Annotated in this window: 25 protein-coding genes; 7 read left to right on the top strand and 18 right to left on the bottom strand. The window is 42.0% G+C overall.

The window, feature by feature from the left end; genetic code table 11:
* Nucleotides 1–38 precede the first annotated feature (38 nt).
* From bshC to N693_RS0112515, 8 genes are all read right to left on the bottom strand, one after another.
* Complete coding sequence (bshC, locus tag N693_RS0112480; RefSeq protein ID WP_025785155.1) at nt 39–1646, bottom strand: bacillithiol biosynthesis cysteine-adding enzyme BshC; 1608 nt, start codon at nt 1644–1646, stop codon at nt 39–41.
* 87 nt (nt 1647–1733) lie between these two features.
* Nucleotides 1734–2126: a DUF3397 family protein gene (locus N693_RS0112485; RefSeq protein WP_025785157.1), complete on the bottom strand. Its 393-nt coding sequence runs from the start codon at nt 2124–2126 to the stop codon at nt 1734–1736.
* Nucleotides 2123–3013, bottom strand: a complete 891-nt coding sequence (locus N693_RS0112490; RefSeq protein ID WP_025785159.1) for a 2-dehydropantoate 2-reductase — start codon at nt 3011–3013, stop codon at nt 2123–2125. The genes N693_RS0112485 and N693_RS0112490 overlap by 4 nt, the downstream gene beginning before the upstream one ends.
* A 58-nt stretch (nt 3014–3071) precedes the next feature.
* Entirely contained in the window at nt 3072–4625 is a 1554-nt protein-coding gene (locus N693_RS0112495) for an acyl-CoA carboxylase subunit beta (protein ID WP_025785161.1), read from the bottom strand.
* Nucleotides 4626–4650: 25 nt separating this feature from the next.
* Nucleotides 4651–4866 carry a biotin/lipoyl-binding carrier protein gene (locus tag N693_RS0112500; protein WP_025785162.1) on the bottom strand — a complete coding sequence of 72 codons (216 nt, stop codon included), beginning with the start codon at nt 4864–4866 and terminating at the stop codon, nt 4651–4653.
* Between the two features lie 133 nt (nt 4867–4999).
* The gene (locus N693_RS0112505) at nt 5000–5755 is read right to left on the bottom strand and encodes an enoyl-CoA hydratase/isomerase family protein (RefSeq protein ID WP_025785163.1); all 756 of its coding nucleotides are present in this window, start codon (nt 5753–5755) and stop codon (nt 5000–5002) included.
* Between the two features lie 105 nt (nt 5756–5860).
* On the bottom strand, nt 5861–6034 hold the full coding sequence (rpmF, locus tag N693_RS0112510; protein WP_025785164.1) for a 50S ribosomal protein L32: 174 nt from the start codon (nt 6032–6034) through the stop codon (nt 5861–5863).
* Nucleotides 6035–6058: 24 nt separating this feature from the next.
* The gene (locus N693_RS0112515) at nt 6059–6595 is read right to left on the bottom strand and encodes a DUF177 domain-containing protein (RefSeq protein WP_025785166.1); all 537 of its coding nucleotides are present in this window, start codon (nt 6593–6595) and stop codon (nt 6059–6061) included.
* Between the two features lie 131 nt (nt 6596–6726).
* On the opposite strand from N693_RS0112515, the gene N693_RS0112520 reads away from it, so the two are divergent.
* Nucleotides 6727–7941: a nucleotidyltransferase gene (locus N693_RS0112520; protein WP_025785168.1), complete on the top strand. Its 1215-nt coding sequence runs from the start codon at nt 6727–6729 to the stop codon at nt 7939–7941.
* A 1-nt stretch (nt 7942) separates the two neighbouring features.
* On the opposite strand, the gene N693_RS0112525 is transcribed toward N693_RS0112520, so the two are convergent.
* Nucleotides 7943–8992, bottom strand: a complete 1050-nt coding sequence (locus N693_RS0112525) for a SepM family pheromone-processing serine protease (RefSeq protein WP_305809372.1) — start codon at nt 8990–8992, stop codon at nt 7943–7945.
* 159 nt (nt 8993–9151) lie between these two features.
* Here N693_RS0112525 and N693_RS0112530 point away from each other — a divergent pair, with 159 nt between their 5' ends.
* Nucleotides 9152–10042 (top strand): hypothetical protein, encoded by an 891-nt coding sequence (locus tag N693_RS0112530; RefSeq protein ID WP_025785172.1) that lies wholly within the window; start codon nt 9152–9154, stop codon nt 10040–10042.
* A 132-nt stretch (nt 10043–10174) separates the two neighbouring features.
* On the opposite strand, the gene coaD is transcribed toward N693_RS0112530, so the two are convergent.
* Together coaD and rsmD are read right to left on the bottom strand one after the other, a co-directional pair.
* A complete protein-coding gene (coaD, locus tag N693_RS19250; RefSeq protein WP_037593191.1) occupies nt 10175–10654 on the bottom strand; it encodes a pantetheine-phosphate adenylyltransferase in 480 nt (159 codons plus the stop codon).
* Between the two features lie 9 nt (nt 10655–10663).
* The gene (rsmD, locus tag N693_RS19255; RefSeq protein ID WP_037593194.1) at nt 10664–11212 is read right to left on the bottom strand and encodes a 16S rRNA (guanine(966)-N(2))-methyltransferase RsmD; all 549 of its coding nucleotides are present in this window, start codon (nt 11210–11212) and stop codon (nt 10664–10666) included.
* Nucleotides 11213–11312: 100 nt separating this feature from the next.
* On the opposite strand from rsmD, the gene N693_RS0112545 reads away from it, so the two are divergent.
* Nucleotides 11313–11708, top strand: coding sequence for a hypothetical protein (locus tag N693_RS0112545; RefSeq protein ID WP_025785174.1), 396 nt, complete (start codon nt 11313–11315; stop codon nt 11706–11708).
* 2 nt (nt 11709–11710) lie between these two features.
* On the opposite strand, the gene N693_RS0112550 is transcribed toward N693_RS0112545, so the two are convergent.
* Complete coding sequence (locus N693_RS0112550) at nt 11711–11983, bottom strand: YlbG family protein (RefSeq protein WP_025785176.1); 273 nt, start codon at nt 11981–11983, stop codon at nt 11711–11713.
* Nucleotides 11984–12111: 128 nt separating this feature from the next.
* Here N693_RS0112550 and N693_RS0112555 point away from each other — a divergent pair, with 128 nt between their 5' ends.
* Nucleotides 12112–12891, top strand: a complete 780-nt coding sequence (locus N693_RS0112555; protein WP_025785180.1) for a hypothetical protein — start codon at nt 12112–12114, stop codon at nt 12889–12891.
* Between the two features lie 44 nt (nt 12892–12935).
* Here N693_RS0112555 and N693_RS0112560 read toward each other — a convergent pair whose 3' ends face one another.
* On the bottom strand, nt 12936–13379 hold the full coding sequence (locus N693_RS0112560) for a YlbF family regulator (protein ID WP_025785182.1): 444 nt from the start codon (nt 13377–13379) through the stop codon (nt 12936–12938).
* Between the two features lie 61 nt (nt 13380–13440).
* Entirely contained in the window at nt 13441–14871 is a 1431-nt protein-coding gene (locus N693_RS0112565) for a Mur ligase family protein (RefSeq protein WP_025785184.1), read from the bottom strand.
* A 112-nt stretch (nt 14872–14983) separates the two neighbouring features.
* Here N693_RS0112565 and N693_RS0112570 point away from each other — a divergent pair, with 112 nt between their 5' ends.
* Nucleotides 14984–15724: an aspartate kinase gene (locus N693_RS0112570; RefSeq protein WP_025785186.1), complete on the top strand. Its 741-nt coding sequence runs from the start codon at nt 14984–14986 to the stop codon at nt 15722–15724.
* A gap of 5 nt (nt 15725–15729) precedes the next feature.
* On the opposite strand, the gene N693_RS0112575 is transcribed toward N693_RS0112570, so the two are convergent.
* A complete protein-coding gene (locus N693_RS0112575; RefSeq protein ID WP_025785188.1) occupies nt 15730–16797 on the bottom strand; it encodes a CAP domain-containing protein in 1068 nt (355 codons plus the stop codon).
* Nucleotides 16798–16999: 202 nt separating this feature from the next.
* Here N693_RS0112575 and N693_RS0112580 point away from each other — a divergent pair, with 202 nt between their 5' ends.
* Together N693_RS0112580 and ytvI are read left to right on the top strand one after the other, a co-directional pair.
* Complete coding sequence (locus tag N693_RS0112580; protein ID WP_025785190.1) at nt 17000–17365, top strand: YugN family protein; 366 nt, start codon at nt 17000–17002, stop codon at nt 17363–17365.
* 97 nt (nt 17366–17462) lie between these two features.
* Nucleotides 17463–18521 carry a sporulation integral membrane protein YtvI gene (gene ytvI, locus N693_RS0112585; protein WP_025785191.1) on the top strand — a complete coding sequence of 353 codons (1059 nt, stop codon included), beginning with the start codon at nt 17463–17465 and terminating at the stop codon, nt 18519–18521.
* 61 nt (nt 18522–18582) lie between these two features.
* Here ytvI and N693_RS0112590 read toward each other — a convergent pair whose 3' ends face one another.
* The 3 genes from N693_RS0112590 to N693_RS0112600 form a co-directional block, all read right to left on the bottom strand.
* Entirely contained in the window at nt 18583–19044 is a 462-nt protein-coding gene (locus N693_RS0112590) for a DUF420 domain-containing protein (RefSeq protein WP_025785192.1), read from the bottom strand.
* Nucleotides 19045–19076: 32 nt separating this feature from the next.
* Nucleotides 19077–19991 (bottom strand): cytochrome c oxidase assembly factor CtaG, encoded by a 915-nt coding sequence (gene ctaG, locus N693_RS0112595; protein ID WP_025785193.1) that lies wholly within the window; start codon nt 19989–19991, stop codon nt 19077–19079.
* Between the two features lie 139 nt (nt 19992–20130).
* Nucleotides 20131–20478, bottom strand: coding sequence for a cytochrome C oxidase subunit IV family protein (locus tag N693_RS0112600; RefSeq protein ID WP_025785194.1), 348 nt, complete (start codon nt 20476–20478; stop codon nt 20131–20133).
* Nucleotide 20479 lies beyond the last annotated feature (1 nt).

The raw sequence follows: 20479 nt of genomic DNA on the forward strand, positions 1-20479 counted from the left end.
CACAGTTACTGTGCATAAGAGATGCTCACATAAATGATTTATAAGTAAATAACAACATGTTGACCATTAATCGGTAAAGAGGCATTCAACAAATCGTCGATTAACGTAGGTCCATATACATTTAAATATGGGTACGGTGTATACGTACGTTCCTGAAGATTTCTTTCGGGATACAAATCCCCTTCTGCAATACTGTAATCACGGATCGCTGCGGCGTATTTCCTTAACAACGCGTCCTCTGCTTTATCTTGAAGATAGGTAAGCTGACGTAAATGATATGCACGATTTTTTTCAGCGAGATTCGCCAAGCCCTTATCAGAGATGTGTTGCTCCATTTTGTTGTATTGTTCCTGGATGACATTTTCAGTTTCTTGCAGAAGCTGTTCGAGTTCAATGTCTCGTTGCTCGTCTAGAAAATCTGCTCTTCTGCTAATGACTTCTCCAGCCATCACTTCAGCAACAGTCAGTTTTGACTTTTCTAGTGCATGCAAGGTTTGTTGAGTAACTAGCGTCATGGATATTCTAGGTACGAGTATCGGCATCTTCATGTCTAAATGATTAAAAGCATCTTTCAACAACGACCAATAAGCAATTTCACCAGGACCTCCGACAAATGCAAGAACAGGGAATACCATATCTTGCATTAAAGGTCTCGTCGCAACGTTATTGCTTAGTATCCAAGGAGTTTGTTCAGCGATTTCAAGCATTTCTGCAGTTGTAAACTGAATACCTGCAGACTCATTGACAAACAAATCACCTTTCCTGCTCAATAAGACTCGGCCAGTGTCGTGAATATAAAACAAATGAGCCGCATCTTTTGCTGATTGAATAGGTGTCCCGAAGCCTTGTTCTTTAAATAGGCTCTCCTTACCTGTAATCATTTCAGCAATCGTTTCAGACTCTTTAATGAGTTTCTTGAAATAGTCGGATTCGAGCATACGCAACGACTTTTCCGCTGAGTCTATGAACAACAGACCGTGTTTTTGGAATAGACCATTCATCAATCGAACAAAGAAACCAGTAAAAGTATGTTCTCGATCTGCTGATTGAAGCACTTCTTCTAATAATTCCTTAGTATATGCGGTTTCTTCGAAATCTCTGAAAACTTGACGTATGTAGCTAGTCATCTGCACAGCATCATACTCAGTATCCGAAGCCATCGTCTTTAAGACATATCTTTCCGGATATTGCTGTTTCAGCAGTCTGCCATCTTGTTCTGAAAAGACATGATTGATTTCTTCTAAATCATGGTCCTCACCTGCCACCCAAAATACAGGGATAACAGGTACATCCAACTCTTTCCGTTGTTGTGCCGCAAGTAAAATAACGGTTATCGCTTTATGGATAGAATAGAGTGGCCCTGTCAAGAGTCCAGCTTGTTGTCCTCCGACGATAACAACTCCATTATTTGAGAGTTCGTCTAAATGCGCAGAAGCGGCATCCGAAATTCCGAAAGGCTCCATATAAGAGCGGATTGTACGCGCAAGCTCCTGTCGTTGGTACAGACGACTGTTCAATTCAGCTAGTCTCTGTGGGTAACTTTCAGCGCTAAGTGGATAATCATAGAATGCTTTGTTGAACTGCGCGTCTTGTCCATACGCCTCCATAACGGCGCTTTTATGTACGTTTTGTGATGCAATTTCCATCGTTCAAGCCCCTTTTTTCACCATCTATTTATGGATTGAGTATATCACTCCACTGTCATTGTTAAAAAACATACGCTTGCTCAGAACCTAACCTCTTAAAAATTCAGCAACCGTTCGCCCGACACCTAACAACAACAAGACGATGTAGAGCATTGATAATATTAGAAACAGCAATCTCCATAGATTGCGGAACATATACTTCATTCGAAACTCTTTACTTCGAATTCTCTCCGCAATTGCAAAACCAATCCCTATAATAAGCACCCCTACAATTAGGAAGACACCGCCTTGTATCCCCGTAATCATTCTGAATAACACACTCACAGATAGGAACAAAAAAGGTACAGTTACATCTGCTGCAATTCGAAATGACCTTACAGAAGAATAACCACTCACTATTACAATTACAAACAATACCATAGTCAACAAGTATGGCACGATGACGATGAGTGACAACAAAAACTGTAACATCTCTTTCATGTGTATTCTTTCCTTTCATCAATTGCTTTAAGCAATGTTTCAAACAATTTTAGCGTTGGCATTTTCTCTTCATGTCCTTCTAGAATGGCACTAATAATCGTGTCGATTTCCATCGGTATCTGATTTGTTTTATCAACAAACATAGATGAACGGTTATTTGCTGTACGCCTGCAAACTTCTTCCACTTCTGAAAAAGACAGTTTTTTTGCTACCTCTGGATATTCAGCTGCAAGTTCTCCATAGATCACTTGCATAAGATGATTAGCGTAATTATTAGTGAGTAATTCACCATTTTTCAACTCCAAAATAGCCGTCAATGGGTTAATGCAACAATTCACAAACACCTTTCGTAGCAACATCTGAAATGCATCCTTTTCATGCAGAATAGGAAATGCAAGTGAATTTGCTTCAAATATCGGAAAAGAAAATTTCTGACTGCCTTTTATTGAAGCGATACTCATTACTCCGATACCATTGTGAATCACAGTTCTGTCATCTATTTTCCCTGCGCCATGTGTTAACGAAGCAGCTTCTACAGATGGGATGGACGTTGAGAGTCCAAGTTCATAATGACGGAGTCCGTTTTGGATGAATAGCAGATGTTCTGGAAGTACATGGTTTTCAAGCTTCTTCACTACCCCCTCGAGATCATTCGATTTTACTGCAAGTATCCACATGGCTTTTTGTGGGGCACTCGCCAAATCTGAAAACGCAGCAACTTGAAAAGTTTTTGCTCGGTCATTCTGTATTCTTGTCACACCCTGGTCGCGAAGTTCACTAGCTTGGTCTTCACGTCTAGTTAAAAATGACACCGACATTCCCGCTTCTGCTAAGTAAGAGCCAATTAATAGTCCCATCGCTCCCGCTCCTGCAATAACAACTTCCACTCTATCCCCCCTTTCACGAGAAAAGTCCGCCCTTTAGGCGGACAGAAACTCTTATCACTTATACTGGATAAACCGGGTGTTTCCGTGGAGGCTGCGGAATATTCTTCGTACTATACAGTTCAAAACGCGCAGCAAGAACTGTTCGTAAATCAGAAGGTTTCACGATTTCATCGATAATCATTTCTGAAGCTAATCGATAAATATCAATTTCTTCTTTGTATTCCTGCTGTTTTTCCTGTACATACGCGCGGCGCTCTTTCGGATCTTCAATTGCTTCAATTTTGTTTGAGTAGACAGCATTCACAGCCGCTTCAGGTCCCATCACTGCGATTTGTGCAGTTGGTAACGCGATACATACATCCGGTTCAAAAGCAGGACCCGCCATCGCATACAGTCCAGCGCCATATGCTTTTCGAACAACAACTGAAATTTTCGGTACAGTCGCAGAACTCATCGCCATAATCAGTTTTGCTCCATGACGTATGATCCCCTCTTTTTCCACTTTAGTCCCGATCATGAACCCCGGGACATCTGCTAGAAATAGCAGAGGAATTGAAAAGGCATCACATAGGTTAATGAATTTCGCGCCTTTATCTGCCGAGTCCACAAACAACACGCCGCCATTGGCTTTTGGCTGGTTTGCGATAATCCCTACGGACCTGCCGTTAATACGCGCGAGTCCTGTTATCAATTCTGGCGCAAATTTCTTTTTCACTTCAAAGAAACTACCCTCGTCAATCAGCACATCCAACGCTTCATACATATTGAACGGTGCGTTTTGGTTTTCAGGTATAATTTCTTCCAATGATCGTCCCACTTTCGCCGCCACAGCTTCTGCTACAGGTGCTGGCTCCGTAAAGTTCGCAGGAAAGAATGCAAGATAACGTTTCGCTTCAGCGATCGCTTCCTCCTCGTCCTCTGCCAGTACATCCCCACATCCACTGACGGAACAATGCATTTCTGCACCGCCCATTTCCTCTAACGATACTTTCTGACCAATGACCTTCTCTGCCATTCTCGGAGAGCCTAAATACATCGATGCATTCCCCTTGACCATGATGACAAGATCGCAAAAAGCTGGTATGTACGCACCTCCAGCAGCTGACGGTCCGAACAGAACGCAAATTTGTGGGATAAACCCTGACAGTCTCACTTGGTTATGGAAAATTCGTCCTGCGCCTCTGCGATTCGGAAACATATCCAACTGATCCGTAATACGAGCGCCTGCAGAATCGACTAAATATAGCATAGGTACCCGATGCATTTCTGCCGTTTCTTGGATTCTAATAATCTTCTCAACTGTACGAGAACCCCATGAGCCAGCTTTAATTGTTGAATCATTTGCCATAACGCAAACAGTTTGGCCACCGACTTTCCCCATAGCGGTGACGACACCATCTGCCGGCAAGTCTCCTGCTTCACAATTCGCGAAGCGTCCATCTTCTGTATACTCACCGTCGTCAAAAAGTAACTCAAGACGTTTGCGTACAAACAACTTTCCTTGTTGTGCAGCTTTTTCATGATATTTAGGTTGCCCGCCAGCAAAGATTTTCTCGAGCTGCTGTTCTAGCTTATGATTATACCCCTTTTGTTCTTCTGTGTGGTTTGTCATGTGAACTCCCCCTTAACTAATTCGCTTATCCTTCAAACGTCAGAATGAGGTCTCCTTCGTCAACAAAATCCTCTTCTTTAACAGCAATTGACGCCACTTTTCCATCCATTTCAGCTTCAACAGGAATTTCCATCTTCATCGATTCAAGGATAACAACGACATCCCCTTTTTTCACTTCTTGCCCCACTTCAACTTCAATTGTGAAAACTGTTCCCGTCATTGTAGAAAGTACTTGAGCCATATTATTTCCTCCTCAACTTTTGCTTGCTGTAGATAGATGATTTTCATTTATCTATTTACTAGTTTATCTGAACAATGAAACCGTTTTCAACTATTCATTTATCTTTTGAATATTCAATCTACTAAACAAGTGTTTACCGGCTTCGAAATTGATGAACAGCTGCATGGTGCGCCTCTGATTCCCAGAGAATTGAACACCGCTTACACTCATCAATCATCCGGCTTTTCAGGTCAGATTGTTCCCATTTGCGGATCGCAATCGCTTTATAAGCTTTCAGTACTGAAGACTCAATGTGGTCGAATTTAGCAGTGAATTTATCAAGCGCAACTTGTTTGTCGCCTGAATATGTATCTGTAATCCATCCCCATTCAAGTAGTTCTTCAGCTGTATGGACACGAGCTTCTGTTAATAGTTGCAGTACTTCACTATGCCCAGACTCTTTCTCATATAGCAACGATGCCCCACCCCAGCCTGTTGTAATTGCCAGAGTCCCTTGGATGAACCCTGCTTTGGCACCAGACTTCATCAATCTGTAATCACAAGCCGCTGCAATTTCGCAACCACCACCGACTGCTGTACCATCCATCAGTGCAATAACAGGGATCGGTAACGTTGCAAGTCTGTATAACAACTCTGTCATTCGAGAAAGCATTGGAAGTGCTTGAGCAGACGTTTCTAACGAATGGAACTCACCGAGATCTCCTCCCGAACAAAATGCTTTTCCACCTTCAGACGTGATGACACCCCATTCCACATCCCCATCTTGCTCAACAAAGTCAATGAATTGTTCAAGTCCGTCCATCACTTCATGATTTACAGCATTGCGAACTTCAGGGCGCGTGATTGTAAACGTGACAATACCCCGATCAGATGTAATGTTAACTGACATGCTGATGCCTCCTAATTATATGTATAAAAAAAGACTACCGTGAGCCATGGTCTCACGGTAGTCTTTAGATAGCAAATGCTATCCGGGAGTTGCGGCAGAATCTAATTATTCGCCTACAACGACTTTCCCTTTGTATTGACCGCAAGATTTACAGATGCGGTGTGCCAATTTCATTTCACCACAGTTTTCACAAGTTGTCATACCTGGAACTTGTAACTTGTAATGTGTACGGCGCATGTTCTTTTTGGTTTTAGATGTTCTTCTCTTTGGTACTGCCATTAGAGGGCACCTCCTTTATTTCGACTAGTCGTTATCGGATTCAAAAAATCTTGCTAAGCCTGCAAGTCTAGGATCCGTTTTCTTATCCTGTTCTTCTGTCAATTGTAGATTGTACTCTTCGTCAGTCGCATACGACCAACCCTTGCCGGAGGCTTCCGTCATGGTATCGGCATCATCACAGTAGACCTGTAATGGTACTTCCAAAAGAATGAGTTCTTCAAAGATCGGCATTGGATCGACTACATCTCCCGTAATCGGATGGATTTCATCGTCTTGTGCTAACACGTCTTCATCCCAACTGTATTGCTCGTCCGACTCAATAGAGAACGGAAAATGAACATCCTCCCATGTGCGTGCACACGGTAATGTTAACGAACCTTCCAAATGGAAATGAAACGATATCTTTTTCGAACCAACTGTACAACTCCCTTTTAACTGAACAGGTGAAATTGCCCGGATTTCCGGGTTTCTTTCCCTTACAGATCCAAGATCAACCACTTCGTCAAGCGGCATTGCTGCTCCCTGCCTGAACTTACGCAATTGATGAATTGACCATTTCATGCCTATCACCTCAAGACAACACTTTTGATTATATAGCGGATAAAAAAAGATGTCAAGATATTTTCTTGTCACTTGAACGCTTAGTTCATTATACTAAACGAATAGAATTCTTCAAACAGGAGTGATTTTCCATGAAAGCTGTTGGCATTGTTGTAGAATATAATCCTTTTCACAACGGGCACTTGCACCATGCAATCTCTGCGAAGGCTCAAACCGAATCAGATTTAGTTATCGCAGTAATGAGTGGAAACTTTCTGCAGCGCGGTGAACCTGCACTAATCGACAAATGGACACGTACAAAAATGGCCATTGACAATGGAGTAGACCTAGTTTTCGAATTGCCTTATGAACGGGCAACCTCGAACGCACCTTCGTTTGCATCCGGTGCCATCCAACTTTTAGATGCTGCAGGCTGCTCCAGTTATTGTTTCGGAAGTGAAAACGGTTCAATCGCCCCCTTTATTGAAACGCTAAACCGCATCGACTCGGTTCAAGCGCAGTATGACGCAACTATTCGTGATGCAGTTCAGGAAGGTATCAGTTATCCAAAAGCGCTGAACAGAGCCTACTCAACACTCATTCGTTCTTCTATGAACGAACATGAAACAGTGGATTTATCGCTACCTAACAACATTTTAGGTTTCCACTATATGGAGTCGGCTAAAAAAATGGGGTCTGCAATGGTCCCCTCAACCCTCCCACGACTTGGTGCCGGATATCATGATGATGTTGCACATGACACGCCAATTGCAAGTGCAACAGGTATTCGGAAAGCATTTTTTGAAAGCATGAGCACAGAAAACATTCAGCAGTTTGTACCCTATTCAGTCGTTCAATCACTGAACGATTGGCTTGCGCAGCGCGGACGTTTCGGTAGCTGGGATGGCTTTTATCCACTTCTTCGATTCCAAATTCTTCGAGAAGGTCCTGATAGGCTAGCTACCATTGCAGATGTTTCAGAAGGACTTGAAAACCTTTTGTACAAAGCAGCAAAAAAAGCAGATACGTTTCAGCAATTCATGGCAATCGTAAAATCGAAGCGATATACCTGGACAAGGATCCAGCGCATGCTTACTCATATCTTCACAGGTTTCACATACAATGATCGAACAGCCATGCAGAACCCAGATCACTTGCGACTCCTTGGGATGACCTCCGTCGGCCAATCCTATTTGAAAGAAATGAAAGAGGAGATGAAACTGCCTGTAGTTAGTCGCCTAGCCAATTCCGAAAGTGCGTCTGCTATTTTCTCTGCATCTATTTCGGATTTGTACGCTTTTGGCATTGACTCAACCCAGCCACAGCTCGGGCTAGACTATACAATTCCCCCGATTCGGAATTACTAACTCAGTTTTTCGGTTCTAACTTCTCTAGATAGTTCAATGCATCATCTACTGTTTTAACAGGTACGATTTTCATTTTCGTACCTATTTTTTTTGCGGTTTCTGCGGCTTCTTCATAATTGGTCTTAATACCTGGGTTCGCAGCTTTCACTTCTTCAGGTAATTCGTCATCCGGAGCGAAGAAAATTTCCATCCCGTCACGATCAGCAGCCATGACTTTAAAGTCAATCCCACCGATTCGCCCAACAGTTCCACCCGGCATCATTTCACCTGTTCCTGCGATGGTATACCCTTTTGAGATATCTTCTGCTTTTAATTGGTTAATAATTTCTAACGTAAACATTAATCCCGCAGAAGGACCTCCGATTTCAGATGTATTGAAATTCACTTTCGGAATCGTTTTCAAAGAGCGATCTTCTAAAAATTGGATCCCTAATCCTACTTTTCCATTTGCTTCTGGAATTTCTTTTAATGTAATGTCTGTTTGGAATTTTTTCTTGTCTCGCTCTGCTTCAACTTGAATCGTGTCCCCTTTTCGCTGATCTGCAATATAAGTAGCGAACTGGTCTGGCTCAATCAGTGGCTTCCCATCTACTCCAACAACACGATCACCAGCTTCTAGTTTGCCATCTGATGCACTTCCCTCGACAACGTGTTGAATGTAAATGCCTGCAAAATCGATATCCACTGGTTTCCCGGCTTTTTCAAAGGCAACTGTAATAGCGTTGAATTGTGAATCACTCATTAAACGCAACTGTCGCACATTGTATTCCTGATCACTCTCTCCATGTCGTCTTACTTTGTTCGCTGGAAGTAACTGCATTTTGTCTGAAACCTTAGACCAAAAATAGGTTGCAGGCGTTGCTTTCCCAACAGATATTGTCATGAGACTAAACGTTCCTGAATCGTCTTCGTCGCCATCTTCCACTTTGACAAGCGGTGATAATTCATAGGCGCCACCAGGTTGGGATATGTAACTGTCAAGTGGATAGAGCATGAACAATGCAATCAAAATTGTAAGCATTGCGGTTATGCCAATTCGTTTAAATGTAATTTTCCTGCACCTCCATTAATAGCCTGTACCTATTTTACATATGGTTAAGTGTACCATCCGAAAAAAGAGCGGCACAATATTTTTGGTTTGAGCTTCTCACACATTAGAGAAAGGAGCCGCAAGCGTGCAAACAAAGCTACCTATACTTGCAAGAGAAGCATGATCAACGTCATCATGATTTGGGCGCTTATTGCCTTATTCATTTTACAACCGGGGATTGCACATGACGGCGCAGAGACAGGTGCGAAATTATTTGTGCAGGCATTGCTCCCCTATTTACTTCCTTACATCATTCTAACCCAATGGCTCTTAAAATTACCCGTTTCCAAAAATTCTTCTCCTCCTTGGATGCGCTACTTGAAAGCGTACACCCTTGGCTCATTTGGAGGATTTCCAGTCGGGGCGGTTACAGTAAGTGAAATGAAACGAAACGGGCAACTTTCTGCTTACGAAAGCAGCCTTCTTCTAGCAGCTTGTCATGCACCTGGTCCGATGTTCATTGTTGGATATGTCGGGCTAGAACTATTTGGGAATTCGATGTCAGGATGGAAATTACTTATTGCAATACATGTCGCTAACATACTTTTTTTCCTATTCGTACTTTTGTTAATGGCATCACGACGCTCTCATCAGGAGACGACAAAAAATTCGCCAACCTCAGCACCAAGCTCAGCGCCTCTATTGGATGCCTTTAAAGAAAGCTCGTCCATTATCATTTTAGTCGCAACAACTGTCGTGTTCTTCTCTTCACTCGGTAACGTACTGACCACTGTTATTCAAGCCGCTGCATCAGTGGAGATGGGGATTGTGAAAACAGTTGTACTCTCGTTCTTCGAAATGACATCGGGTGTCCAATCCGCCACGCAGCATTTTTATGGTTCCCCCATCTTTCCGTATTTAATCGCCGCCATTCTTTCGATCAATGGCCTAAGTATTCACATGCAAGTATTCGTTATTGCACGTTCAGCAGAACTGTCACTTAAACCTTATGTAATAGGTCGTATCTGGAGTGTCCTAGCAGTACCCGTATTTCTTTATATACTTCTTTGACCAACTACTTTTTGACCCTGTGGTGAATTCCGCTTCAACCAAAAGAGCTGATCTGTAGTTAAAAGCAAATTCAAAAAATAAGCTGAACAAAAACAAAGGGTATGGCAAATGCCATACCCTTTGTTTGCTCTGTTATGTATACACTTTCTTTAATGCCCGATTGACCATCTCCGGAACCAAAGCCGAGACATCTCCACCATACTTCGCCACTTCCTTCACAATACTAGAGCTGAGGAAAGAGTACTGATTCTTTGTCATGACAAAAAATGTCTCAATGTCTTCATCCAAAAAGCGGTTCATCGAGGTAATTTGCATTTCATACTCAAAATCCGATACTGCACGTAATCCTCTAACAATCGCAATCGCTTTAATACTTTTAGCATAGTCAATTAGCAAACCTGAAGAGGAGTCAATCTTCACAGAGGGATACTCTGCTGTTGCCTGTGCAATTAGCTGTTGGCGTTCCTCAACCGTGAATAGCGGATTTTTAGATGAATTATTCATGACCACAACGTGGACTTCATCGAAAATTTTTACCGCCCGCTTAATAATATCAAGATGACCATTCGTCAGCGGATCAAAACTTCCTGGCACCACTGCCACTCTAGACATGATAGACCCTCATTTCTTGTAAATAGTGATTGCACTTCCGCCATACACTGTAGTCCCGACTGTTGCAAATGCACCGTATGAAGGTGGAAGAGTGAGTTGTTTTTCGTGTTCACAAACAATAATTGCATGATTTGACAACAAATCCTGTTCAACAAACTGTAAAGCAAGATTGTAAAATTCTTCTTTGGCATAGGGAGGATCTAAAAATAATAAATCTGCTTGAATGCCTGCTTTAGCAAATTTACTGGCTGCAGATCTGGCATCCCCTCGAACGATGTGAAGTTCGTCATTAAACTTGCATTTCTCTGCATTCGCTTTAATAATCGCACATGCTTTAGGATTCTTCTCAAAAATCCAAGCGCTGTCCGAGCCACGCGAGAGCGCTTCCAAAGTAAGCGAGCCACTTCCTCCAAATAACTCGACCGCAATGCCTCCGTCGAAAAAGGGGCCGATTTTACTAAACAACGCTTCTTTTACTTTGTCAGACGTCGGCCGTGTATCCGTTCCTGTAATCGATTTTAAAGGGATTCCCCTTCTCGTTCCAGCGATCACTCTCATTTTATAACTCCTTTATTTATCCCTTTCATACCGATCTGCAAAGAATTCCTTAGCGTGCTATGATGGAAAAGATTCTTTTTGAAAGGTGTGTGCATCACATATGCGACAACAACGATTCATCGAACTAGGTGAAGGGTACTCAGATATTTTTGAATTATGCGAACTAATGACTACAAACGCAAACAGACTTGAAAGAACCTTCCTATTCAAAACAGCCACTAAAGACGGCAAACCTTCACTATCTTTAGCTGCTTCTTTTTCGCCTGCTGGTGAAGGTGGCTTTTACCCAATCTACATTTGCCGTGAAGGAATTTCATCCAAAGAAGGTAGCGTTTCTAAACGACAACTCATGTTTGAAGAAGCCGCTGCATCTGTCGGCAGCAAGCCAGTTCCAATAGAACTTAAACATTCCTCTGAGTTTCCAGAAACAAAATTATTTTACCAATATGTAACTGGGGTTTTACGGCTCAATCACTTATTGCCGCCACTCGACTAACCTTATAGACCTGTTTTGTAATCGTATTCCTTGGCTTTGTCAGGACGTACATTCTCGTATTCCGTGCTCACAAACGGTCGATAGGAAGGAATTGCCTTCTTTACCGACGAGAGCTTCTCGACTTTACGAATGACGTCCTCGACGTCGTCTTGACTGCAATAGAGGACAACGTACTTCATGCGTCGTGATATATAGTGAACGTGTCCGTATTTACGGAACGATTTCGCCTGTTTCAGATGATGGAGATAAATAATAACTCCTTGACGATCAACCAATAGTATCCCTCTTTTCTTCCCCTTACAATACCATAGGTTTGAAAAAAGCCGCAACCAGACTTTACTGACAGTTCGTCCGATTTGTTTTATAATGTACGTAACAGTTTCAAAACAAGGAGGAATTTGACATGGGAAGAAAAACAAAAGTTGCCCTATCCGTCGGTGCAGCGGGCGCAGCAGCCTGGGCTGCTTCAAAAGCAATCATTCGTCCGAACGCACGACCAGGAAAAAAAGCGCTTCACTTTGAAGGCCCTGTTGTCATTCAACAATTAACCGACGTCACTACTATTGAGCAACAAGCTGCTGAGGCAGCTTCCCTTGGAGTTCACGGATTTGCTTTGGGTGTAAAACTTACAGCCCATGAAGAGATCATTCTCGTAAATGATCAGCATCCTGAACCTCCTCATTGCTTACTTAAAGAGATGTTGGCTCGTTACCCCCATCTGCTTTTCATCATTCGTATCACTGATTCTCCAGATACCTATGAGGGAAGTCTGATGCCTTCGAAGTTATGGAAACTGCTAGAAGAATGTGAAGCACAAGAACAAGTCGCTGTCATCAGTCAATATGATGAACAAGTGGATCGTTTCAACTTGTATACTCAACATTTGGCTGCTGTAGGAGCAGGCGTGACCGAACTGAAGCAAGCATATGCAGCATATACTAGTCGTTTCGGCCATCTGTATCATCCTCGGACCGACCTTTTCGTATTAACGGGCAAGATAGGTCCATTTAAGCCCGCAAGTGAGGGGTTCATCCAATTTCTAAACAAACTGAACATCACTGTATATGTGGAAAATTATGAGACCGATGACGTAATTAAGCTAGCGCAAGCAGGCATTTCCGGTTTTATCACGAATTCTCCTGAAGGAACTATGACACAATTAGATACGTTACTTGAACACTAAAAAGCGGATGGCTGATGAGCCATCCGCTTTTTAGCGCTCTATCCTTAAGCAGAGCACGAGCAACCTCCACCGGTACCACAACTGCCACCGCATGATGAATCGGTTACAAATGTATTGTCACTTGGCAATTTTACGGATTCTGATACAGAATGGGCAATCGATGCACTAATTTCATCCAACATATATTGGACATCATTCTCCGCAAGTCGCAAAGCTGCAACTTTTTCATTCATATCTAATGCTCGTTTATCGAGTCGAATCGATTTCATAACTCTATTATAATCCGGATGGTATCTTCCGAAGCGCTGTACCTCTTCATAACGGTCTTTCATCTCAGAAAAGTCACGAATTTGCTTGACTAAATCCGGATCACTGTAAACTGCTTGATGAGAAGAGCGGTATTCAAAAAGTACGTCGGATGTCAAAATCATCTCGGCCAATTCGTCAGTCTGTTCGATGATGGCAAGCCATTCGTCGGTCATCATCATAAGTGAATTCCCTCCATTCTTCCCCATTATACCAAATAGAGGGAGTAAACGCATCACTTGTTCATTCCTGAAGTGTTTCCAATTGATGAAGGGCTGTCATCGCTTCAGCGATATCAGACATCTTAATTTCCTCACCAGCAATGTATTGCGACGTTTCATGACCTTTTCCAGCAATAAGCACAATATCATTCGGCTCGCTCGCAGCGATTGCTTGGTGAATTGCACGTTTTCTATCCATTACAACATGGATTGCCGAAGGATTTTCCGTTCCTTTTAAAATATTCTGAACAATCTCTAATGGATGCTCACTTCGAGGATTATCAGATGTGAGTACTACGGTGTCACAACAATTTTCAGCGATTTTACCCATGATAGGCCGCTTCTCTTTGTCTCGATCTCCCCCACAACCGAATACACAAATGAGCTTTCTTGGTTCCAAACTCGCTACCGCTTGCAAGGCTGCAGATAGCGCATCCGGGGTATGTGCATAATCGATGAACACCCGCCTCCCTTCATGCTCCACAAGTTGCATACGTCCTTCAGGTAATTTTAAGAAACGAAAAGATGAAAAAATCTCCCTCTCCGGAAACCCTAATAATTTCAAAACAGATGCAGCGGCCATCGCATTTAACCGATTATGTTCTCCCGGAGGCAACGTTCCGATTAACTCTTCTGAGGGCATATACCCCCCCGCGACATTTCTCCCAAATAAGTGTGTTGGTAACTCGACATCTCTTACAATCTCCATACATTCTCTATCTTCACAATTTACTACTAGTTGTTCAGACAACGAACACAGCTTTTTTTTCGCTGCGATATAATTTTCACGGCCACCATGCTCTTCAAAATGATCTGTTCCGATATTCAAAAAGACACCGATTGATACTGGGCAATGAGCGAGCCTCTCCATTTCTAATCCGAGGGAAGAAGCTTCGAGTGCAACATGAGTAACACCTCGATCTCTGCATTTCCTTAACAAGGGATGTAAGTATTCTGCAGTAGGCGTTGTAAGAGGGGGGATCTCTTCATCCAGCCTTTCCCCATCTATATAACAACCAGTTGTTCCAAGTACAGCCGTCTTAATACCAAATTGCGAAAGCAGCTGGCCAATGAAATGGGTCACAGTAGTTTTTCCATTTGTCCCTGTGACTGCAATTATCGTCAAATCATCTGCAGGAACACCTGCCAATTGTGCACTACTATAAGATAGGAACCGTTTACAGTCTGGTACTGTCACAATTGCTACTCCTCGCTGACTCCATTCGGAAAACTTACTTTCCGATACTGATCGGTCGATAACAATCGCTGCGACGCCTTTCTCAAGTGCTTCTTCAATCGACTCGATTCCATCATGCTTCGCTCCTTTTCTAGCGACAAACAAACAATCCTTGTTAATACGTTCCGGATGCTCTGTAACTGACTTAATTGTGACGTCCCTCCAGTTTCCACAGATCGTACACGGCCAATCTTTTAATAATTCGATCAGATGCAAATCAGCTTCTCCTTCCCGAACGTTTTTACTTTCAGGGAATATAGTAAGAGTGAACCTACCACAGCGTATGAAATGTTTCGGGTAAATGTCACGAAGAAAGTTGGGAGAAGAGATGATCATCCAAAAGTTTGGTGGTGCGGCGATGAAAGATCGTGCTATGCGCCGTTTATGTATTGATCGAATTCAAGAAGGTTTGATTTTTAACGAAAAGGTCATTGTTGTTGTGTCTGCGATTGGAAGGCAAGAAAGCCCGTATTCAACAGACAGGCTCTTGGGCATTACACCGTCTTTAAAATACTCTACAGCTTCCTGGGACCTAGCTGCAGCATGCGGAGAGCTACTTGCATCCGCTATCCTTAGTGCAGAATTAGAGGAAGCTGGTACTCCTAACAGGGTTATGCACAGTGTGAACTCAGGCATAAGAACCGCTGGCTCCTTTGGTAACGCAATAATCGAGACAATCGAGACAAGCTATATCGAACAGACCTTTCAGGATCATAATTGTTTAATTGTCCCCGGGTTTCAAGGGATGAATGTAGCCGGAGATTACATGACACTAGGGCGAGGAGGTAGTGATTTAACTGCAATCGCACTTGGCAGCAGTCTGGATGCCTGCCATGTCGAGTTTTTCAAGGATGTCCCAGGTGTTATGTCGGCAGACCCTAATATCGATCCAGATGCTAAAAAATTCGATTCACTGACAATCGATGAGTTCCTTCCCCTATTAGACTGCGCGAGACCGATTATTCAAAAACGGGCAGCTCTTCATGCAAAAAAAACAGCAATCCCTCTCTGTGTAAGAGGAATCGCTGTATCTGAAGAGGGTACGTGGATTGTTCCCCACACATCTTAAATAACCTATTCTCGAATTGGTTTCTCAACTTCTTGTATTAAATTTTGTGTATAATAATTTCCATACACCCCAGTACCAATATGTGTAAAATTTTTATCCAACAAGACTTCTTGATGAGCAGGAGAGTTCAACCAACCATGAACCGCTTCAATCGCATCTGTATAATTTAACGCTATATTTTCTCCTGCTTTTTTAACGTCTATCTCAGCAAGCTTCAGCCGATCGGCAAGTGTACCAGATGTCGGCGAATCTTGGGAAAAATAATTTTGTAACGCCATTTCTTTACTATGTTCCCGGGCTACCAATTGAAGTTGGTAATCACGCTTTAACTTGTCAACATCATGATTCGCCCGATAAATGTTAGTGATATCGAGGATTTGACGTTCGAGAGCCCTATCTACAGCCATCTGATCTTCTGACGAAGGTTTCTTCACTTCCATGAGTTCCCCTTTATAGAAAAGATCATAAGGTTGCTGCATGACAAGAGTCATCGGGTCAATGAACCGTACACCTTCCAACTCTTCACCGGTTTCGTCTATATATAGTTGAGTGAAAAGCCCTTCTGATTGAATAAGCATTTTGTTTTTAATGTCATCCCCATTTAGCACAAATGTATACTGATTGTCCCCAACAACCACTTCCAGTTCTGACTCAATAATTGTGCTACGATAGATGTCCTCACTATTTTGTCCATTTACATAAGGATAGACATCTGCCTCACGATCCGCACTATATATCTGATTCACTATACCGTCTGCGACTCCTGCCATAATCATTGGATTTGCACTATAAATCCACCATTCGAATCCAAATACTGAAAGATCTTTTCGATCTGGTTCTCCAAACTGTTTCGTCAATTCTTCTGAAGATTGACCAACCAGTGTCGAAATTCCTTTTTCGGGCCGCTTTGCATTACTATCTCCTTGTTGTTCGAATGAGCTCTCCCCACTAATAGCAGTTCCAGGCTGAACAGGTGACTCCAATGGTTCATTTTCCCTAATTCCATCATCCCAAAAGTAGAATGCCAGAAGCGCAATCAGGAATAACACTAGCACTTTCCATAATCGTTTCAATTCCCCACCCCTTCTTCCAGCTCACACACATAACTCTCTACCTTATTGTAATCAACATTAGATGAATAAGTCATCCATTTCTCACCTGTCTCCGAAAATACACTTCCAAACACAATGTTGCCATTGCAACCGACATCCTTTTGTTCTATGATTATAGACGAATAGCAATCGATTGACTGTTGCAAAAGGAGGAAGCTAATCAATGGATTTTGTAAACACAGGTATTGAAGAGCTGGCTGTTAGCCTAATCGATCTTGAAGACATTGCCAAAAGATATGATTTAGTTCTCGCTGGACAATGGGACTACGAACGTGTCACATTTGACAAAAAGTATACAGTGAGCGAAGGAGTATATTATTTACGCGTCTATGGACTCACTCCGAATGGTGACGTTGGTAAGAATGAGGCAGTTATTGAATTCATCACTCCTCAACTCGGTAAACACTATTATCCTCACGGCGTTGAATACGGAGATGACGAGTTCTATCCATCATTCGTTGTGAATGATTGCAAAAAAACATTGACAGGCTTGGTTAAAGATTTGCAAGCATTTAACTTAAAAAAATGATTATCCACCGGAGACTAATTTGTTCTCCGGTTTTTCATATCCATTTTCATTTTTTTTGGCTATAATAGAAATAATACACGAATTGGAGGAATGCCGGGTGTCGAAACGGTTAACAAAACGAACTTTGCTTATTTTAGTAACTGCAATTATTGCAGCTGCTGCTCTATTCTTTATACTCCCGGTTTCCATACCACTAATATTAGCCCTATTGACAGCGCTGATTATCGATCCGCTTGTCAAGTTAGTAGAGCGAAAGTTCAAATGGAAACGAAAGTTATCAGTTATTTCCGTATTTATCTTTGTTGTTTTGCTAGTTGCGGTAGGAATCTATTATTCCGTAACGTCGTTAATCGGAAGAATTATTCAATTCACAAAAGATGCACCAGACTATTTAAACTCGTTATCCGGAGTCTGGATTGATATGCAGGAGAAAGTATTTAAATATACTTCAGGAATGCCTTCAGACATCGTCAAAGCTACACAAGAACAATTGACTGCTGCGCTCACTTCCTTCAAAAATTCCCTTCTTGAACTGTTGAGCTATGAAAAGATCATTGCACTCGCTTCTGAAATCCCAAATTTCCTCGTGAGTTTCATCGTTTTCTTGATTGCCTTGTTCTTGTTTATGCTTGAACTACCTCAACTAAAACAAAGTGCGTTTAATCTGCTAACGGACCGTACAGCAGAAAAAGTACGATATATGACTACTAAACTAAATGCAACTGTCATTGGATTTATGAAAGCACAATTGCTCGTCAGTTTCATTATTTTAGCTGTTGCATTCGTCGGATTGTTATTAATCGTTCCGAAATACGCAGTCATTATGGCGATTATCATCTGGGTTATCGACGTCATTCCTATTCTAGGTTCCATTATCATTCTTGCGCCATGGTCCCTTTATGAATACGTAAGTGGAGACGTTGCGATGGGTACAAAACTCGCAATATTAGCTGCAGTACTCCTAATTATTCGGAGAACTGTGGAACCAAAAGTGATGGGTTCTCAAATCGGTTTATCCCCCCTACCTACGTTGATTGGGATGTTTATCGGCTTAAAATTATTTGGGGTACTTGGATTCTTTATCGGCCCAATGGTCGTCATTCTTTTTACTACCGCAATCGAAGCAGGTATTATAAAGCTCAATTTTAGAATTTAGCTGATATGCAAAGCATACAAAAACACGCATGTCCCAATTAGAGGGGCATGCGTGTTTTACGTTAAAATCCAAGAATTGCTTTGATCATTGAAGTCGTCTCTCCGCCTTTGTAAAACACATAAAGGAGCAAATAGACGGCAACACCAGTCAAGGCTGCAAAAACCCACACGGTGCTCGTTACAGGGCCAAGACGACGGTGCTTTGGTAAGTTGTTCTTAAATCCTGAGATAAGCGATAGAACGCCTAGAACGGCTCCAGTCGTAGCCAAACAAATATGGAATATCAAAAACACGGTGTAATAGATTTTAATGTTATCTGGGCCACCGAAAGACGTGTTCCCAATGATAATTGTACGGGATAAGTATATCACTAAAAACAGAAGTGCTGAAATAGATGCTGCAATCATCACATTTTTGTGTGCTTGCTTCCGCTTCTTGCGGATCAGCATCCATCCGATCACCACTAAAACGCCAGAAATAATAATGAGCAATGTGCTCAATGTCGGCAGAAAAGGCAAATTCATAAGGGTTCTCCATTTCTATTTAGATGTAACTCTCAGCCATGAGCTGATAATTTCTTTCGGTTAATCAAATCTTGGCGTGTAATTTCATCAGCGTTATCTTGTTCATCACGGTACCAAGTAATAAAGATCTTCCCAATGATAAACACATACAATAATTCTTGAATGACCTTCATAATAATGCCACCAAGTTGCTGGTCATAAAGAGTTGGCATACTTGTAAATAACTCGGGACCTGAGATTGTTAAACCAGATAGCGTCCCTGCAGGAACACATAATGCCATAGCTTGCAACCAGGCTTCACCACTACTGTACGTCTCATACACGGGAACATCCGCAAAGATAATCAACGAACAGGCAGGAGTTAACAGAAGCGCACTCAATATGACATAACCGATCTTCTTCAAACCATGTAATTGAGGCTCGCCCGGTAATGTATTGAATATCGGCCACCACAAGAACAAAGCAGATAAGAAAAGCGTCAACGTAAATGCAGTATGCAAGGGTAAACTAAGTTTTATGGTATCCAAAACTAATGGGTAGTGATTTAAAGAAAACATAATCGTAAAGGCAATCAAGCTAATAATTGGCTTTGTGAAGAAGCGGATTACGGCCGCAATTTTCGGGTAACTAAAAACTTTTTTCCATAAGAAGTTAGGAATCCCTGCGATAAATAACGGTGCAATGACCAGGAGTAAAAGTGCCATTTGTGACATATGGATAGAAAACAAGATATGTCCCATTAAATCCATTGGTGAACCTTTTACAATATACAACAGTACAATTGCAGATAAGAAAATTGTGATCTGTCTTTTTGTAACTTCCTCATTTCCTTCAAATCGAGATCTCCACTTTTTTGTCAGCAAAAAGTACAGGACCGTCACAAGGACGAGAAATAAGAAAAAATACGGACTCCATAAAGCGCGGAAGCCAAAAATACTTAACGACAAGTGTCCCAGCTCCTTTTATAAGTTCTGTTCTTATTATAGGCTGTTCTTTTATGTAAAACAATGGACGTTCTTTGACATCCATAAAAATAAGAAAACCTCTGGCCTTGGCAATTGGCCAAAGACAGAGGTTTTGTAAAGCTTACCACCAAACAATCGTAACGAAAGTAAGTGGAATTAGGAACGCAAACACGACTCCTGTGAACATGAACATTTGAGGAACTCCGTGTCCCTTGTCTTTCATGTGCATGAAATAGTAAAGCTGTAGTCCAACTTGAACCGCAGCAAAGAGGAAAAGTACTGGAATGACTAAATACTTCGTAAATCCTTCTACTCCTTGCTGATAAGCCACGACGAATGTAAACGAGACAAGTGTCATGAAGATCATGAGTGAGAACATCATAACTTGACCACGCATTGTTTCCTTCGAACGACGGACAAATAGATCCTGTTCAATAGGGGTTCTCTTGTACATTTCTACTTCTGCCATG

This window comes from Sporosarcina sp. D27 (assembly GCF_000586555.1).
Lineage (GTDB): Bacteria > Bacillota > Bacilli > Bacillales_A > Planococcaceae > Sporosarcina.

What these genes read in the sequence shown, in the direction of transcription:
- N693_RS0112530 (WP_025785172.1), top strand. Translation starts at nt 9,152, where the DNA reads ATGATCAACGTCATCATGATTTGGGCGCTTATTGCCTTATTCATTTTA.
- bshC (WP_025785155.1), bottom strand. Translation starts at nt 1,646, where the DNA reads ATGGAAATTGCATCACAAAACGTACATAAAAGCGCCGTTATGGAGGCG.
- N693_RS0112580 (WP_025785190.1), top strand. Translation starts at nt 17,000, where the DNA reads ATGGATTTTGTAAACACAGGTATTGAAGAGCTGGCTGTTAGCCTAATC.
- N693_RS0112520 (WP_025785168.1), top strand. Translation starts at nt 6,727, where the DNA reads ATGAAAGCTGTTGGCATTGTTGTAGAATATAATCCTTTTCACAACGGG.
- rsmD (WP_037593194.1), bottom strand. Translation starts at nt 11,212, where the DNA reads ATGAGAGTGATCGCTGGAACGAGAAGGGGAATCCCTTTAAAATCGATT.
- N693_RS0112485 (WP_025785157.1), bottom strand. Translation starts at nt 2,126, where the DNA reads ATGAAAGAGATGTTACAGTTTTTGTTGTCACTCATCGTCATCGTGCCA.
- N693_RS0112560 (WP_025785182.1), bottom strand. Translation starts at nt 13,379, where the DNA reads ATGATGATGACCGACGAATGGCTTGCCATCATCGAACAGACTGACGAA.
- N693_RS0112500 (WP_025785162.1), bottom strand. Translation starts at nt 4,866, where the DNA reads ATGGCTCAAGTACTTTCTACAATGACGGGAACAGTTTTCACAATTGAA.
- N693_RS0112495 (WP_025785161.1), bottom strand. Translation starts at nt 4,625, where the DNA reads ATGACAAACCACACAGAAGAACAAAAGGGGTATAATCATAAGCTAGAA.
- N693_RS0112600 (WP_025785194.1), bottom strand. Translation starts at nt 20,478, where the DNA reads ATGGCAGAAGTAGAAATGTACAAGAGAACCCCTATTGAACAGGATCTA.
- N693_RS0112545 (WP_025785174.1), top strand. Translation starts at nt 11,313, where the DNA reads ATGCGACAACAACGATTCATCGAACTAGGTGAAGGGTACTCAGATATT.
- rpmF (WP_025785164.1), bottom strand. Translation starts at nt 6,034, where the DNA reads ATGGCAGTACCAAAGAGAAGAACATCTAAAACCAAAAAGAACATGCGC.
- coaD (WP_037593191.1), bottom strand. Translation starts at nt 10,654, where the DNA reads ATGTCTAGAGTGGCAGTGGTGCCAGGAAGTTTTGATCCGCTGACGAAT.
- N693_RS0112570 (WP_025785186.1), top strand. Translation starts at nt 14,984, where the DNA reads ATGATCATCCAAAAGTTTGGTGGTGCGGCGATGAAAGATCGTGCTATG.
- N693_RS0112590 (WP_025785192.1), bottom strand. Translation starts at nt 19,044, where the DNA reads ATGAATTTGCCTTTTCTGCCGACATTGAGCACATTGCTCATTATTATT.
- N693_RS0112505 (WP_025785163.1), bottom strand. Translation starts at nt 5,755, where the DNA reads ATGTCAGTTAACATTACATCTGATCGGGGTATTGTCACGTTTACAATC.
- N693_RS0112515 (WP_025785166.1), bottom strand. Translation starts at nt 6,595, where the DNA reads ATGAAATGGTCAATTCATCAATTGCGTAAGTTCAGGCAGGGAGCAGCA.
- N693_RS0112555 (WP_025785180.1), top strand. Translation starts at nt 12,112, where the DNA reads ATGGGAAGAAAAACAAAAGTTGCCCTATCCGTCGGTGCAGCGGGCGCA.